This window comes from Pseudomonas fragi (genome assembly GCF_900105835.1).
GTDB lineage: Bacteria > Pseudomonadota > Gammaproteobacteria > Pseudomonadales > Pseudomonadaceae > Aquipseudomonas > Aquipseudomonas fragi.
Genome location: NZ_LT629783.1, coordinates 4,950,440 through 4,966,503, shown reverse-complemented (window position 1 = coordinate 4,966,503; position 16,064 = coordinate 4,950,440). Strand labels below are relative to the sequence as shown.

General features: G+C 58.7%; 11 protein-coding genes. 8 read left to right on the top strand and 3 right to left on the bottom strand.

Annotation, left to right across the window (positions count from 1 at the left end; all coding sequences use genetic code 11):
• Positions 1-21 precede the first annotated feature (21 nt).
• Positions 22-2,424 (bottom strand): DNA translocase FtsK, encoded by a 2,403-nt coding sequence (gene ftsK, locus BLU25_RS22920; protein ID WP_029611327.1) that lies wholly within the window; start codon positions 2,422-2,424, stop codon positions 22-24.
• Between the two features lie 368 nt (positions 2,425-2,792).
• Between ftsK and aat the strand changes: the two genes are divergently transcribed.
• The 6 genes from aat to BLU25_RS22890 all read left to right on the top strand — a co-directional run bounded on the left by aat (position 2,793) and on the right by BLU25_RS22890 (position 9,999).
• Positions 2,793-3,470, top strand: coding sequence for a leucyl/phenylalanyl-tRNA--protein transferase (gene aat / locus BLU25_RS22915; protein WP_016780217.1), 678 nt, complete (start codon positions 2,793-2,795; stop codon positions 3,468-3,470).
• A 57-nt stretch (positions 3,471-3,527) separates the two neighbouring features.
• A complete protein-coding gene (locus tag BLU25_RS22910) occupies positions 3,528-4,235 on the top strand; it encodes an arginyltransferase (protein ID WP_016780216.1) in 708 nt (235 codons plus the stop codon).
• 98 nt (positions 4,236-4,333) lie between these two features.
• Positions 4,334-4,552 carry a translation initiation factor IF-1 gene (gene infA / locus BLU25_RS22905; RefSeq protein ID WP_002553999.1) on the top strand — a complete coding sequence of 73 codons (219 nt, stop codon included), beginning with the start codon at positions 4,334-4,336 and terminating at the stop codon, positions 4,550-4,552.
• Between the two features lie 575 nt (positions 4,553-5,127).
• Positions 5,128-5,367 carry a hypothetical protein gene (locus BLU25_RS22900; RefSeq protein WP_016780215.1) on the top strand — a complete coding sequence of 80 codons (240 nt, stop codon included), beginning with the start codon at positions 5,128-5,130 and terminating at the stop codon, positions 5,365-5,367.
• A 227-nt stretch (positions 5,368-5,594) separates the two neighbouring features.
• Positions 5,595-8,309 (top strand): magnesium-translocating P-type ATPase, encoded by a 2,715-nt coding sequence (mgtA, locus tag BLU25_RS22895; RefSeq protein ID WP_016780214.1) that lies wholly within the window; start codon positions 5,595-5,597, stop codon positions 8,307-8,309.
• 67 nt (positions 8,310-8,376) lie between these two features.
• The gene (locus BLU25_RS22890; RefSeq protein WP_016780213.1) at positions 8,377-9,999 is read left to right on the top strand and encodes a Na/Pi cotransporter family protein; all 1,623 of its coding nucleotides are present in this window, start codon (positions 8,377-8,379) and stop codon (positions 9,997-9,999) included.
• Positions 10,000-10,204: 205 nt separating this feature from the next.
• Here BLU25_RS22890 and clpA read toward each other — a convergent pair whose 3' ends face one another.
• Together clpA and clpS are read right to left on the bottom strand one after the other, a co-directional pair.
• Positions 10,205-12,475 carry an ATP-dependent Clp protease ATP-binding subunit ClpA gene (clpA, locus tag BLU25_RS22885; RefSeq protein WP_016780212.1) on the bottom strand — a complete coding sequence of 757 codons (2,271 nt, stop codon included), beginning with the start codon at positions 12,473-12,475 and terminating at the stop codon, positions 10,205-10,207.
• Between the two features lie 29 nt (positions 12,476-12,504).
• A complete protein-coding gene (gene clpS / locus BLU25_RS22880) occupies positions 12,505-12,867 on the bottom strand; it encodes an ATP-dependent Clp protease adapter ClpS (RefSeq protein WP_016780211.1) in 363 nt (120 codons plus the stop codon).
• A gap of 229 nt (positions 12,868-13,096) precedes the next feature.
• On the opposite strand from clpS, the gene BLU25_RS22875 reads away from it, so the two are divergent.
• Together BLU25_RS22875 and BLU25_RS22870 are read left to right on the top strand one after the other, a co-directional pair.
• Positions 13,097-13,357 (top strand): cold shock domain-containing protein, encoded by a 261-nt coding sequence (locus tag BLU25_RS22875; protein ID WP_020467781.1) that lies wholly within the window; start codon positions 13,097-13,099, stop codon positions 13,355-13,357.
• 457 nt (positions 13,358-13,814) lie between these two features.
• Positions 13,815-16,037, top strand: coding sequence for an NADP-dependent isocitrate dehydrogenase (locus BLU25_RS22870; RefSeq protein WP_016780209.1), 2,223 nt, complete (start codon positions 13,815-13,817; stop codon positions 16,035-16,037).
• Positions 16,038-16,064 lie beyond the last annotated feature (27 nt).

Sequence of the window (16,064 nt, the reverse complement as noted above, 5' to 3'; positions counted from 1 at the left end):
AGTTAGCAGCCCTGGGGCAGCTCAATCGCGCATCGGGGCCGGCGCCAATACTTCGCGCGAGCCGTTAGTGTTCATCGAGGTTACGACCCCGGCCATTTCCATGGATTCAATCATTCGCGCAGCGCGGTTGTAACCGATCTTCAATTTGCGTTGTACCGCAGAAATCGAGGCACGACGGCTTTCAAGCACAAACTGTACAGCTTCGTCATACAGGGCATCGGTTTCCGGGTCGTCGCCGCCTTCGCTGCCACCGCCTTCAAAGCCGCTGCCCGCCTCTTCAACACCGTTGAGGATATCCTCGTTGTAGTCCGGAGCGCCGCGCAGTTTCCAGGCTTCAACCACGCGGTGAACTTCATCGTCGGACACAAACGCGCCGTGAACGCGGATCGGCAGGCTGGTGCCGGGCGGCATGTAGAGCATGTCACCGTGGCCCAGCAGTTGCTCGGCGCCACCCTGGTCGATGATGGTGCGTGAGTCGATCTTGCTGGAAACCTGGAACGCCATGCGGGTGGGGATGTTGGCCTTGATCAGGCCGGTGATCACGTCCACCGACGGGCGCTGGGTCGCGAGGATCAAGTGGATGCCCGCTGCCCGGGCCTTCTGGGCGATACGGGCGATCAGTTCTTCAACCTTCTTGCCGACGATCATCATCATGTCGGCAAATTCGTCGACCACCACCACGATGGTGGGCAACTTCACCAGCAGCGGCGCTTCGTCGTGAATGCTTTCGCGCTTGTACAACGGGTCGACCAGCGGTTCGCCGGCGTCCTGGGCGTCCTTGACCTTCTGGTTGAAACCGGCAAGGTTACGCACGCCCATCTTGGCCATCAGCTTGTAGCGGCGCTCCATCTCGGCAACGCTCCAGCGCAGGGCGTTGGCGGCGTCCTTCATGTCGGTGACCACCGGGCACAGCAGGTGCGGAATGCCTTCGTAGATCGACAGTTCAAGCATTTTCGGGTCGATCATGATCAGTTTGGCGTCTTCCGGGCCAGACTTGAACAAAATCGACAGGATCATGGCGTTAACGCCCACAGATTTACCGGAACCGGTGGTACCGGCTACCAGCAAGTGCGGCATTTTTGCCAGGTCAGTGATCACCGGGCGACCGCCGATATCATGGCCCAGGGCCAGGGCTACCGGCGACTTGGCGTTGTCGTACTCAGGGGTCGACAGCACTTCAGAGAAGCGCACGATCTGGCGGTCTTCGTTGGGAATCTCGATACCGACCGTGGTTTTACCCGGGATAACCTCAACCACCCGCACGCTGGTCACGGCCAGCGAACGCGCCAGGTCCTTGGCCAGGTTGGCAATGCGGCTGACCTTTACCCCGGCAGCAGGTTGAATTTCATAACGGGTAATGACCGGACCCGGGTGGATCGAGTCCACCGTCACCTCAACGCCGAATTCCTTGAGCTTGATTTCCAGCAAATGGCCAACGGCTGCCAGGGATTCAGGGGAGTAATTGAGCTGTTTTTTCTCGGCCGGGTCCAGAATCGAGATTGGCGGCAAGGTGCCTTCAACGGCGCTGTCCACAAACAACGGCGCCTGTTTCTCTTTTTGCACGCGCTTGCTTGGCTCGGGCGCCTTGGGCGGTGCCGGGGCAATCACTGCCGGCACGTGTTTTTCACGCTCGGACATGTGCTTGCTCAACGCCTGCTCGCGCTCGATCAGGCGTTCCTTGGCCTTGGCCTGCTCACGCTTGTCGGGAACGCTTGGCGCGACCACTTCATTGACCCGGGCATCCACTTCGCGCAGCTTGGCCTGCAACTGCTTGCGCTCGTTGCGTTCGGCCCACCAGCGGTTGGCCGCGCCCTGGATCAGCTCGAACAGGTCGAGGGTGATCTTGCCCGTCACGTCCATGACCTTGAACCATGACAGGTCAGTGAACACCGTCAGGCCAAACAGGAACAGCGCGATCAGCAACAGGGTACTGCCCTGAATGTTCAGTGCATTCCTGGCCAGGTCGCCCAGGCTTTCGCCCAGCGCCCCACCCGCCCCCGCCGGCAGGCCCGAGGCAGAATGGAAATGGATATGGGCCAGGGCGGCGCCCGAGATCACCAGGAAGATCAGGCCCACCAGGCGCCACGAAAACAGCCAGCCGCTCCACTGCCAGGGCTGATGCCGCTCGCGGAAGATCTGGTACGCCTTGACCGCCAGCAGCAGCGGGAAAATATAGGCAAAGTAACCCAGCACCATAAACAGGATGTCAGCACTGTAGGAGCCGGCTGGCCCGCCGAAGTTCTGCACGTCCACCACACGGCTGTTATGGCTCCAGCCGGGGTCGTCCTTGCCGTAGGTCAGCAAGGCCATGATCAGGAACAGGCACAGGGCGCCGATAGCGATCAATGCACCTTCCTTGAGCCGGTAGTGCAATTGCTGACGCCAGAGAGGAACTGCTTTGGGTGCTGCTGTGGATTTCTTCAAAACGGGTCTTTTCCTGCGCCTGTGGCGCGCCCAACTATTAATTGACTAATGTGACTGCAAAATACTGCTCATGACGAGCAGGCGACAAGTTCGGACGTGAAATGAACCCTGCCCTGTATTATTGCGTGCTGCAACGTGGAGCAGTTTAGATCAGCTCATACAGGCAGGCCATTGTACGGGTTTGAGCCGTCGACGCCATGCTGGCCGTGACCGCCCGGGATGCGCCAATTTGAGCATGTATTACCTTTTGTGACAAAGACTTATACCAGCTGCAAAACCGGGCTTGTATTTAACTGGCAGATCGACTGAGACCGCACTTGCGTGACAGAGTTGCAGCCGCCTCCCCTTCTTCGGTAAGACTCAATGCCATGCTGACCTGGTTAAAACGCGACACCCTGACATTTCCGCCACTGGCCAAAGCCATGCGCGAGCCCAACGGCCTGTTGGCGGCCGGGGGTGACCTGTCTGCCGACCGGCTGATCCAGGCCTATCGCCATGGTTGTTTTCCGTGGTTCAGCGAAGGCCAGCCGATCCTCTGGTGGTCGCCTGATCCGCGTACGGTGCTGTTCCCTGAAGAGCTGCATGTGTCACGCAGCCTGGGCAAACTGCTGCGCAAGCAACGCTATCAGGTGAGTTTTGACCGCGACTTCGCAGCCGTGATCAAGGCCTGTGCCGCACCCCGAGACTATGCAGACGGCACCTGGATCACCGACGACATGCAAAATGCCTATATCGAGCTGCACGCCCGCGGCCATGCCCATTCGGTAGAGGTGTGGGACAACGGTGAACTGGTGGGCGGCCTGTATGGCCTGGCGATGGGCCAGCTGTTTTTTGGCGAGTCCATGTTCAGTCGTGCCGACAATGCCTCCAAATTCGGCTTTGCCACCCTGGTCAGGCAGTTGCAAGCCTGGGGATTTGTGCTGATTGATTGCCAGATGCCCACCGACCACCTGCAAAGCCTGGGCGCGCGTTCAATCCCGCGTCAGCTGTTTGCCGACTATCTGCAAAAACATCTGGATCTGCCCACAACTGCGCAGTGGGTTTAGTAGGCGACTTTTGCGCGCTGGCTTACACTTAATTTAAAGATTTCCCGAGGGCTCATCATGACCGAGTTGGCGCGTTTGAAGTTTTATGCCACTCAACCTCACGCTTGCAGCTACTTGCCTGACGAACAGGCCACCACGCTGTTCCTCGACCCCAGTCAGCCGATGGATGTGCAGGTTTATGCCGACTTGTCCGAGATGGGCTTCCGGCGCAGTGGCGACCATCTCTATCGCCCGCACTGCCTGAAGTGCGATGCCTGCACCCCGGCGCGCATTCCTGTAGCCCGCTTCCTGCCAAATCGTCAGCAAAAACGCATTTTCAAGCGCAATGCCGACTTGCAGGTACAGGCGGTAAAACCGGCGTTCAGCGAAGAGAACTTCGATCTTTACCAGCGTTATATCGAACAGCGCCATGCCGATGGCGACATGTACCCGCCCAGCCGGGATCAATTTTCGACCTTCCTGGTGCGCGACCTGGCGTTTTCCAGGTTCTACGAGTTCCGCCTCGATGGCCGTTTAATGGCAGTGGCGGTCACGGACGTGCTGCCCAACGGCCTGTCGGCGGTGTACACCTTCTACGATCCCGACGAGGAGCGGCGCAGCCTGGGCCGCTACGGGATCCTATGGCAAATTGCCGAAGCCCGGCGCCTGGGGCTGGATGCGCTGTACCTGGGGTACTGGATCAAGAACTGCAAAAAGATGAATTACAAGACCGAATATCGGCCCATTGAGCTATTAATCAACCAGAGATGGAGCTCTCTTGATTGAACCCTTGGCTTAACCCCCATTTTTCGGGCACAATGCACGCCGCTTTTGCCTGGCGCAGTTGCACCGGGCCATTCATTGGACACCGAGGGCTTTACTGCATGTCGAAAGAAGACAGCTTCGAAATGGAAGGCACTGTCGTCGACACCCTGCCCAACACCATGTTTCGTGTGGAGTTGGAAAATGGGCACGTCGTAACCGCGCATATCTCCGGCAAGATGCGCAAGAACTACATTCGTATTCTTACCGGTGACAAAGTGCGCGTCGAGCTGACGCCCTATGACTTGAGCAAAGGGCGCATCACTTACCGCGCTCGCTAAGCAAGTCAATACAAAACGCCCGGCTCTGCCGGGCGTTTTTGTTTGCCCGCGATTTGAGCGATGCCAGCAGAACCTGTGGGAGCGGGCTTGCTCGCGATGCAAGCGGCGCGATATTCCTGCTTAACCGCAGCGCTGCCATCGCGAGCAAGCCCGCTCCCACAAGGTGTGTGTGTAACCAGGCGAATATCCCGCGCCAACAATGAGTACTGCGCACTTCAAACTTCTATACCTGTAACTTTCCTGTCATATTAAGTGCCTGCCCGGCGAACCACGCCAACAACTTCCAGACTTCCTGAACCCTTGCTGTACCAACCCCACTTGCCAAGTTTAAACATTGACGCCCGCTGACAGCCTGAGTAGATTGCACAGGTCGGTCATTCAGGCCGCCTATAAACTTCACAAAAGAAGCCAATGGACACAGTATCTAGTCGCTGTCCGGTCACCGTAAATACGGCGCTCCGGACACCAAACCCAAACATTGACGGGACTCGCCTGCACAGCGAGGTCAACTGCGCTAGAGCCTGACGCTCCAACGTAACGACCTCACCGGCAGCTGTCCGGTCACGAGGTGTGTTATGACCTTTAAAACCCATGTACTACCCGGCGTCCGCGCCTTTGCCTCGAGCATGCGCGTCAAACTGTCCCGCGAGCCCACCTGCGTTCGCGCGCTAAAATCGCCCTTCCACACCCCCGCTTTCGACATTAAACCAGCGCATCGCCAGGTGCATTGGCGCGTCAGCCCTGCCACCGGCCAACTGGAGCAGCGCTGGAGCATGGCCGACTCCCAGGACCCGCAGAGTCGGTTCTTGCACTGATTTTCAACTTTTAAATAAACCTGCCAATCAACTGGAGTTCCTTATGGAAGAAGCCAGTAGCTGCCCGCTGCGTGCCTGTTAATTAATTAGCAGCAGCGGGACTTTAAGCGCACTTAACACTTCAATTAAACCGATTGCGAAGTTTGCGACTCGGCATACATTGGCTCGCCTTTTAAAAGGCAATTCAATATATGCCCGGTCAAGAGTTGGCGACAGGAGTACTCATCATGAGCGCCGTAAAAAACACTAAAGTTCGGGACAAGAACAGCGCCAGCGACAGCAACAAACTGTCCATGCGTGCCGCTCGGGAAGCACAGAACGGCCTTTCGGCCACCCTGGCCAATGTGCGCGCCACCACTGCCGGCCTGACCGAAGAGCAGGCCGCCGAGCGCCTGCAGACCGAGGGCTACAACGAAGTGGCCCATGACAAGCCACCTCATGCCTTCGTGCAATTCATGCTGGCCCTGCACAATCCGTTTATCTATGTGTTGCTGACCCTGGGCGTGATCAGTTTTTTCACTGACTACTGGCTGCCGGAACGGGACGGCGAAGAAGGCGACCTGACCAAAGTCATCATCATTGGCCTGATGGTCGGCCTCAGCAGCCTGCTGCGGTTCTGGCAGGAACATCGCTCGGCCAAGAGTGCCGAAGCCCTCAAGGCCATGGTTCGCACTACCGCTACCGTGGTGCGGCGCGACAACAGCGGCACCCGCACCTCGGTGCATGAAGTGCCGATGCGCGAACTGGTGGCGGGCGATATCGTGCAGCTGTCGGCCGGCGACATGATCCCGGCGGATATTCGCCTGATCGAGTCCCGCGACCTGTTTATCAGCCAGGCCGTGCTCACCGGCGAAGCCTTGCCCGTGGAGAAGTACGACACCCTGGGCGATGTCACGCAAAAATCCGCCTCCAGCACCGGCGCCGACCAGAGCAACCTGCTGGACCTGCCCAATATCTGCTTTATGGGCACCAACGTGGTCAGCGGCACGGCGCGCGCCGTGGTGGTGGCCACCGGGCCACGCACCTATTTTGGCTCGCTGGCCAAGGCCATCGTCGGTTCACGCACGCAAACCGCATTCGACCGCGGGGTCAACAGCGTCAGCTGGCTGCTGATCCGCTTTATGCTGGTCATGGTGCCGATCGTGTTCTTCCTCAACGGCTTTTCCAAGGGCGACTGGGGTGACGCCTTCCTGTTTGCCCTGGCGGTGGCGGTCGGCCTGACCCCGGAAATGCTGCCAATGATTGTCAGCGCCAACCTGGCCAAGGGCGCTACTGCCATGGCCAAGCGCAAAGTGGTGGTCAAGCGCCTCAATGCCATCCAGAACCTGGGCTCGATGGACGTGCTGTGCACGGACAAGACCGGCACCCTGACCCAGGATCACATCATCCTTGAGCACCATGTCGACGCCAGCGGCAAACGTGATGAATCGGTACTGGCCCTGGCCTGGCTCAACAGCCATCACCAAAGCGGCATTCGCAACCTGATGGACCAGGCCGTGGTGCAGTTCGCCCGGCAGAACGCAAAGTTCAGCGCACCGCTCAACTACAGCAAGGTCGATGAACTGCCCTTTGATTTCGTGCGTCGGCGCCTGTCGATCATCGTCAAGGACAGCCGTGGCGACCACTTGCTGGTGTGCAAGGGCGCCGTGGAAGAAATGCTCGGTATCGCCACCCACATAATGGAAGGCGACACTCCCGTGGCGCTGGACCCGGCGCGCCGCGAACAACTGCTGGCCCTGGCCACCGAATACAACGAGGACGGCTTCCGCGTGTTGCTGGTCGCCACCCGGGACATCCCCAAGGCCCAGGCACAAAAGCAATACAACACGGCTGACGAGCATGACCTGGTGATCCGCGGCCTGCTTACCTTCCTCGATCCGCCAAAGGAAACCGCTGGCCCGGCTATTGCCGCCCTTCAAGATATCGGGGTAGCCGTCAAGGTGCTGACCGGCGACAACGCCGTGGTCACCAGCAAGATTTGCCGCCAGGTCGGCCTGGAGCCCGGCACACCGCTGCTCGGCCCGCAGATCGAGAGCATGGACGACGCCACACTGCAATTGGAGGTTGAGCAACGCACGGTATTTGCCAAGCTCACCCCGCTGCAGAAGTCCCGGGTACTGAAAGCCCTGCAAGCCAATGGCCATACTGTCGGCTTTCTCGGCGACGGCATCAACGACGCCCCGGCCCTGCGTGACGCCGATGTCGGTATTTCGGTAGACAGCGGTACGGATATCGCCAAGGAATCAGCCGACATCATCCTCCTGGAGAAAAGCCTGATGGTGCTGGAGGAAGGCGTGCTCAAAGGCCGTGAGACCTTCGGTAATATCATGAAGTATCTGAACATGACCGCCAGCTCCAACTTCGGCAACGTGTTCTCGGTACTGGTGGCCAGTGCCTTTATTCCTTTTCTGCCGATGCTGTCGATTCACCTGCTGCTGCAAAACCTGATGTACGACATCTCCCAGCTGGCCTTGCCGTGGGACAAAATGGACCGGGAGTACCTGCAAAAACCGCGCAAGTGGGACGCCAAAAATATCGGCCGTTTCATGATCTGGATCGGTCCGACTTCGTCGATCTTCGACATCACCACCTTCGCCCTGATGTGGTACGTGTTCTCGGCCAACAGCGTGGAAATGCAGACCCTGTTCCAGTCCGGCTGGTTTATCGAGGGGCTGCTGTCGCAAACCCTGGTGGTCCATATGCTGCGTACCCGCAAGATCCCGTTCTTCCAGAGCACGGCAGCATGGCCGGTGACCATGATGACCATCCTCGTGATTGTGCTGGGGATCTACGTACCGTTCTCGCCACTGGGCACGATGGTGGGCCTGGAGCCGCTGCCGCTGTCGTACTTCCCTTGGCTGGTGGCCACCCTGCTGAGCTACTGCTGCGTAGCGCAACTGATGAAAACGATCTACATCCGCCGCTTCAAGCAGTGGTACTGATCTAAAGCTGTGGGGCCGGGCTACTGGCCCCACTGCACAATGAATACGTGTTTTGTGGAGATTCCTTATGTCGGGAACCACTCTGTTACTCAACCTCGCGGGCGCCATCGCACTTTTGCTGTGGGGCACCCATATGATTTCCACCGCCCTGCTGCGCGGCTTTGGCACCCAGCTGCGCAACTGGATGGGGCGCAACCTGAATAACCGCTGGATGGCGCTGATCAGCGGCATCGGCATTACCGGTGTGCTGCAGAGCAGCACGGCAGTCAGCCTGATGGCCACCTCCTTTACCGCAGCCGGCACCCTGAGCCTGGCCCCGGCCCTGGCCGTGATGCTGGGGGCCAATATCGGCTCGACTCTGGTGGTACAGCTGCTTAGTTTCGATACCTCACTGGCAATGCCGGTGATCTTGCTGACAGGCTTTATCGTTTTTCGCCTGCGCGATGACTCACGCTTTGAAAGCGTCGGCTGCGCACTGATAGGCCTGGGTTTGATGTTGCTGGCCCTGGGCTTGCTCAGCGCCACCCTGGGGCATATGGAAGCCACCTCGGTGTTTCGCGCCGTAATGCAAAGCCTGCAAGGCGATGTAATCATCGCGGTGGTCGCTGCCGTGCTGCTGACCTGGGTCTGCCACTCCAGTGTCGCCGTGGTGCTGCTGATCGCCTCGCTGGCCGGCGCTGGCATGATGACACCCGCCACCGCCATTGCCCTGATGCTCGGCGCCAATATCGGTGGCGCGTTGCCGTCCATGATGAGCGCCAGCTCGCCCGTGGCGCGACGCCTGCCGCTGGGCAACCTGCTGATTCGCCTGCTGGGCACCGTGGCCTTGCTGCCCTGCCTGCCGTGGCTGGCCAGCGTTGTGGCCCGCAGCGATATTGGCCTCGCACAGTGGGTGGTGTACCTGCATACCGCGTTCAACCTGCTGCTGGCCGTGGTGTTTATCGGCCTGATTGAGCCCTGCGCGCGCCTGCTGACCCGCCTGCTGCCCCAGCCGGAGCCGCCAGCAGACCCGGGCATGCCGCAGTATCTGGACGAGGCCGGCCTGGAAGTGGCCAATATCGGCCTGTCCAATGCCGTGCGTGAAGCCTTGCGCCTTGCGGACATGACCTCACTGATGCTCAATCAGGTCCTGCAACTGTTCGAGAAACCCGACCCGCACACGATGGACAAGGTGCGCCAGCTGGATCACTCCATAGACCTGCTCAGTGCTGCCATCCGCGCCTATCTTGCCGATATCGGCCAGGATGGCCTGAGCGATGATGACGCCGACCGCGCACAGGAAGTACTGATGTTCGTGATCAACCTGGAGCACGCCGGTGACATCCTCGGCAACCTCGCGCAACTGGCTGTTCGCCGCACGCGCCGTGGCGAGCACTTTTCCTCGTTCGAACTGATCCAGATCCAGGCCATGCACCTGGCCCTGCTGGACAGCCTGAACCTGGCCGTTACCGCATTCTTGCGTGAGGACGTGAGCGCTGCCCAGGCACTGATCGGCCACAAGGAAACCGTGCGCAAGCTGGAAGCCAGCGCCAGCCGCGAGCACTTTCGCAAGCTGCAAAACGACAAGAGTGCCTGGGCCGAATCCGGGGATATTTTCCAGCGGGTGCTGCGCGACTACCGTCGCGTACATCACCATATTGCCGCGCTTGGCCATCCGGTGCTGGAGCGCACTGGCGCACTGACCCACTAGCGCCACACAGCAAAAAGGCGCCCAAGCACCAATGCAAACCAGTCATGGACATTGTGGGAGCGGGCTTGCTCGCGATACAGACAACGCGGTTCAACTATCAAACCGCGTTACCCAATCGCGAGCAAGCCCGCTCCCACAGGGATTTTGCATCCCGCCCAACTGATCGGCATTAGCCCGAAGGCGCCTTTTTTACTGCGGTGTTACATCAAGCCATTTCGACTGCGGTTTCAAACTCGAAGGTCAGCTCGCCGTTTTCAAGGTCGATGTGTACCACACCGCCATGATCGGCCAACTCACCAAAGAGAATCTCTTCAGCCAGCGGACGCTTGATCTTGTCCTGAATCAAACGGGCCATCGGCCGTGCGCCCATCAGCGCGTCATAGCCACCCGCCGCCAGCCAGCCGCGCGCCGCATCCGACACCTCAAGCTGCACGTGCTTGTCTTCCAGCTGCGCCTGCAGTTCGGTAAGGAACTTGTCCACCACATGCTTGATAACCTCATGGCTGAGGCGACCAAACTGGATGATGGTGTCCAGGCGGTTACGGAACTCGGGGGTGAAGCTCTTCTTGATCGCTTCCATTGCATCAGAAGCATGATCCTGATGGGTAAAGCCCATCGAAGCCCGAGACGCGGTTTCAGCACCTGCGTTGGTGGTCATGATAACGATCACGTTGCGGAAGTCCGCCTTGCGCCCGTTGTTATCGGTCAGCGTGCCGTGGTCCATGACCTGCAACAGCAGGTTGAAGACTTCAGGATGCGCCTTCTCGATTTCATCGAGCAGCAATACGCAGTGAGGCTGCTTGGTGATGGCTTCAGTGAGCAAACCGCCCTGATCGAACCCGACATAGCCCGGAGGCGCACCGATCAGACGCGATACAGTGTGGCGCTCCATGTACTCGGACATGTCAAAGCGGATCAGCTCGATACCCAAGGCCTTGGCCAACTGGCGCGCCGCCTCGGTTTTGCCGACACCGGTAGGCCCTGCGAACAGGAACGAACCCACCGGCTTGTCCGGCGACTTGAGCCCGGCACGGGACAGCTTGATCGCCGTGGACAGCGAATCGATCGCCGCATCCTGGCCGAATACGGTCAGGCGCAGGTCACGCTCAAGGTTGCGCAACAGCTCCTTGTCCGAAACAGACACGTGTTTTGGCGGAATACGGGCGATTTTTGCCACGATATCTTCAACCTGCGCCACTTCAATGCGCTTGACCCGGCTTTCGACCGGCTGCAGGCGCTGGTAGGCACCGGCTTCGTCGATCACGTCAATGGCCTTGTCCGGCATGTGCCGGTCATTGATATAGCGTGAGGCCAGCTCAGCCGCTGCACGCAGGGCCTCGTCGCTGTATTCGATGCCATGATGCTGTTCGAAACGACCCTTGAGCCCGCGCAGAATGCCGATGGTGTCTTCGACCGAAGGCTCGGACACGTCAACTTTCTGGAAGCGGCGCGCCAGGGCACGGTCTTTTTCGAAGATCCCGCGAAATTCCTGGAACGTGGTGGATCCGATGCAGCGAATATCACCCGAAGACAGCAATGGCTTGAGCAGGTTGGAGGCGTCCATCACCCCGCCCGAGGCCGCACCGGCACCGATAATGGTGTGGATTTCGTCGATAAACAGGATCGCCTGCGGGCGCTTTTTCAGCTCGCCCAACAGCGCCTTGAAACGCTTCTCGAAATCGCCACGGTACTTGGTACCCGCCAGCAAGGCGCCGAGGTCAAGGGAGTAGACGATGCTGTTAGCCAGCAGGTCAGGCACTTGATTGTCGACGATGCGTTTGGCCAGGCCCTCGGCAATCGCGGTTTTGCCCACACCTGCTTCGCCGACCAGCAGCGGGTTGTTTTTGCGCCGACGCGCCAGAATCTGGGCAACGCGCTCAACTTCCATTTCGCGCCCCACCAGCGGATCGATCCGGCCCTGACGGGCCAGTTCATTCAGGTTGCTGGCATAAGCGTCCAGAGGATTGCTGGAGGACGACGACTCGCCACCCTCTTCATCCTGCATTTCATGGTCGCTGTCGCTGTGCTCGCCATGCCCGGGCACCTTGGAAATGCCGTGGGCAATAAAGTTGACCACGTCGATGCGCGCCACGCTCTGCTGCTTGAGCAGGAATACGGCCTGGCTTTCCTGCTCACTGAAGATGGCCACCAGCACATTGGCGCCGGTCACTTCACGCTTGCCGGAGCTTTGCACATGGAACACCGCACGCTGCAAGACCCGCTGGAACCCCAGGGTTGGCTGGGTTTCACGGTCTTCGTCGTGGACGGGGATCAGGGGAGTCGTGGAATCAATAAACTCTTGCAGGTCATGCTTGAGTTTCTCGAGGTTTGCGCCACAGGCGCGTAGAACGGTTGCGGCCGCCTCATTATCCAGGAGCGCTAAAAGGAGGTGCTCAACCGTCATGAACTCATGACGTTTGGAGCGGGCTTCCTTGAAGGCAAGATTGAGGGTGACTTCGAGCTCGCGATTTAACATGGCTTCACCTCATACCCAAGTGGTCGGCGTTAACCGTCCTTCTCGATTTCACAGAGTAGCGGATGCTGGCTTTCGCGTGCGTACTGGTTTACCTGCGCCGCCTTGGTCTCGGCAATGTCGCGGGTATAGATGCCGCACACAGCCCGTCCTTCTGTATGGACGGCCAGCATGACCTTGGTCGCCAATTCGCGATTCAAGTTAAAAAACACTTCAAGGATCTCTACAACGAAATCCATTGGCGTGTAGTCATCATTAAATAAAACCACCTTGTACATCGGCGGCGCCTGAAGCGCAGGCTTAGCCTCTTGCACAGCCAAGCCAGCGGAGTCTTCGTCATCAAAATCGGGGTGATCCTGATTGAATGTTAGTCGAGTCTGGCTGATTGCATGCATGGAAAGAAAGGTTCGTCGTTGGTTGTACGAATACAGTGATGGAGGCGTGAGTATCATAATTCATCACCGCCGCCGCGTGACCTTGACTATCGGTAAAACGGTGTTACAACCATATAGTACCCACAGTGGGAAAAATGGTCCGCACAGTCAACCATATTTACGGGTTTCTGTGCGAGTTGACTGGATAATACTCCAGTGATGGAGTGGTTTGCAGCAGAGGGATATGAGTATGCAAGGCAAGGTCAAGTGGTTCAACAACGCCAAAGGCTTCGGCTTTATTAATACGCAGGCCAAGGAAGGCATCGATGAACACGGAAACCCGATCGACTTTTTTGCGCATTTTTCAGCAATCCAGATGGACGGTTACAAGACGCTCAAGGCAGGCCAGCCTGTGAGCTTCGAAATAATCCAGGGCCCCAAGGGCCTGCATGCGGTGCCATCACCAACGCTCAAGTTCCAGCCAGTGCTCAAGCGCCTGCACAAGAGGTGACCAGCCTCTCGGTCTGACCCGCCGCAGAAGAAACCGGCCGATTCAATCACGCGAATCGGCCGGTTTTTTTATGCCCGCGCCCTGCACGGGGAAAATGCAGATTGCCGAAATACCGCGTAAACACTGGGCGAATCAGCAAAAATCAGGGCATTTTGCCGCAGGGACTTAGACCAATGGATGATTCGTGTTAGGCCGCCCCCCTCGCAGCAACCTTGATGACCTATGTATACTGCGCCGGTGACCATGGAGTCACCTGCAAACACATGCTGGAATGAGTCTTTCAGGCCTAGAAAGGCTGAGCCGTTACCCCGGTTCGACCGCTTGACGCTCTACTGATGCATTCACATCACCGCGAAGAACCTCGACTTTCGGCTCATTGTTCACTGTGAACGAAAGCGCCTACCCTGCGCATCTCGAGTATCTGAGCACGCTCAGCAAAGAAGAGAGTTAATCCGAAATGCCCAACCGTTCGAAGATCATCTACACCTTCACCGACGAAGCTCCGGCGCTCGCCACCTATTCACTGCTGCCTATCATCGAGGCGTTTACCGCCAGCGCCGATATCGCCGTTGAAACGCGCGACATCTCTCTGGCTGGCCGCATCCTCTCAAGCTTCCCCGAGCAATTGGGTGACAAGGCTGTAGCGGACCACCTCGCCGAACTGGGCGCCCTGGCCGTTACCCCTGAAGCCAACATCATCAAGCTGCCCAACATCAGCGCCTCGGTCCCGCAACTGCAGGCCGCGATCAAGGAACTGCAAGCCCAGGGCTACAACATTCCGGACTACCCGGAAACCGTCACCACCGACGCCGAAAAAGAAACCAAGGCCCGTTACAGCAAGGTAATGGGTAGTGCCGTGAACCCGGTACTGCGCGAAGGCAACTCCGACCGCCGCGCCCCGCTGTCGGTCAAGAACTACGCGCGCAAGCACCCGCATAAAATGGGCGCCTGGGCTGCAGACTCCAAGTCCCACGTTGCTCACATGAGCGAAGGCGACTTCTACGCCAGCGAAAAAGCCGCCCTGATCGAAGCTCCGGGCAGCGTTAAAATCGAACTGATCGCTCAAGACGGCACCACCACCGTCCTGAAAGAAAAAACCGCCGTCCAGGCCGGTGAGATCATCGATTGCTCCGTGATGAGCAAAAAGGCTCTGCGTGAGTTCGTAGCGGCCGAAATCGAAGACGCCAAAAAACAAGGCGTTCTGTTCTCGGTTCACCTTAAAGCCACCATGATGAAGGTTTCCGACCCGATCATGTTTGGTCAGATCGTGGCCGAGTTCTACAAGGATGCGCTGGAAAAACACGCAGACGTCCTCAAAGAAATCGGTTTCAACCTGAACAACGGCATCGGCGACCTGTACGCGCGCATCAAGGCGCTGCCGGCCGAGAAGCAAGCTGAAATCGAAGCCGACATCGAAGCTGTCTATGCCAACCGCCCTGCGCTGGCCATGGTCAACTCCGACAAGGGCATCACCAACCTGCACGTGCCAAGCGACGTAATCGTCGATGCCTCGATGCCGGCCATGATTCGTGATTCCGGCAAGATGTGGAACACCGAAGGCCAGCTGCAGGACACCAAGGCCGTGATCCCGGATCGCTGCTACGCCACCATCTACCAGGCCACCATCGAAGACTGCAAAAAGCACGGCGCCTTCGATCCGACCACTATGGGCAGCGTGCCAAACGTTGGCCTGATGGCGCAAAAAGCCGAAGAGTACGGCTCCCACGACAAAACCTTCCAGATCAAGACCCCGGGCGTTGTTCGCGTCACCGACAGCAACGGCAACGTGCTGATGGAGCAAAAGGTCGAAGAAGGCGATATCTGGCGCATGTGCCAGGCCAAGGACGCGCCGATCCGCGACTGGGTCAAACTGGCCGTCAACCGCGCTCGCGCCAGCAACACCCCGGCCGTGTTCTGGCTCGATCCAAAGCGTAGCCACGACGCCGAAATGATCAAGAAGGTAGAAACCTACCTGAAGGATCACGACACCAGCGGCCTGGACATTCGCATCATGGCGCCGGTTGAAGCCATGAAGTTCACCCTGGAGCGTACCCGCAAGGGCCTGGACACCATCTCGGTGACCGGCAACGTACTGCGCGACTACCTGACCGACCTGTTCCCGATCATGGAACTGGGCACCAGCGCCAAGATGCTGTCGATCGTTCCGCTGATGAATGGCGGCGGTCTGTTCGAAACCGGCGCAGGCGGCTCGGCTCCGAAGCACGTTCAACAGCTGCTGGAAGAAAACTTCCTGCGCTGGGACTCGCTGGGTGAATTCCTGGCACTGGCGGCTTCCCTGGAGCACCTGGGCACGACCTACAACAACCCGAAAGCGTTGGTGTTGGCCAAGACCCTGGACCAGGCTACCGGCCAGTTCCTCGACAACAACAAATCGCCATCGCGCAAAGTCGGCAACATCGACAACCGCGGTAGCCACTTCTACCTGGCGCTGTACTGGGCTCAGGCCCTGGCTGCCCAGACTGAAGACAAAGAACTGCAAGCCCAGTTTGCCCCAGTGGCAAAAGCCATGGCCGAGAACGAGGCAAAAATCGTTGCCGAACTCAACGCCGTGCAGGGCAAGCCGGTCGATATCGGTGGTTACTACCACGCCGATGCCGACAAGGTGAGCAAAGTAATGCGCCCTAGCGCCACACTGAACGCGATCATCGCCTCGGTGTAAGGGCAACAGGCAACACCACAGACCCCG

Coding starts and splice junctions, on each gene's coding strand:
- aat (WP_016780217.1), top strand. CDS start 2,793: ATGCTGACCTGGTTAAAACGCGACACCCTGACATTTCCGCCACTGGCC.
- BLU25_RS22910 (WP_016780216.1), top strand. CDS start 3,528: ATGACCGAGTTGGCGCGTTTGAAGTTTTATGCCACTCAACCTCACGCT.
- infA (WP_002553999.1), top strand. CDS start 4,334: ATGTCGAAAGAAGACAGCTTCGAAATGGAAGGCACTGTCGTCGACACC.
- BLU25_RS22900 (WP_016780215.1), top strand. CDS start 5,128: ATGACCTTTAAAACCCATGTACTACCCGGCGTCCGCGCCTTTGCCTCG.
- mgtA (WP_016780214.1), top strand. CDS start 5,595: ATGAGCGCCGTAAAAAACACTAAAGTTCGGGACAAGAACAGCGCCAGC.
- BLU25_RS22890 (WP_016780213.1), top strand. CDS start 8,377: ATGTCGGGAACCACTCTGTTACTCAACCTCGCGGGCGCCATCGCACTT.
- clpA (WP_016780212.1), bottom strand. CDS start 12,475: ATGTTAAATCGCGAGCTCGAAGTCACCCTCAATCTTGCCTTCAAGGAA.
- clpS (WP_016780211.1), bottom strand. CDS start 12,867: ATGCATGCAATCAGCCAGACTCGACTAACATTCAATCAGGATCACCCC.
- BLU25_RS22875 (WP_020467781.1), top strand. CDS start 13,097: ATGCAAGGCAAGGTCAAGTGGTTCAACAACGCCAAAGGCTTCGGCTTT.
- BLU25_RS22870 (WP_016780209.1), top strand. CDS start 13,815: ATGCCCAACCGTTCGAAGATCATCTACACCTTCACCGACGAAGCTCCG.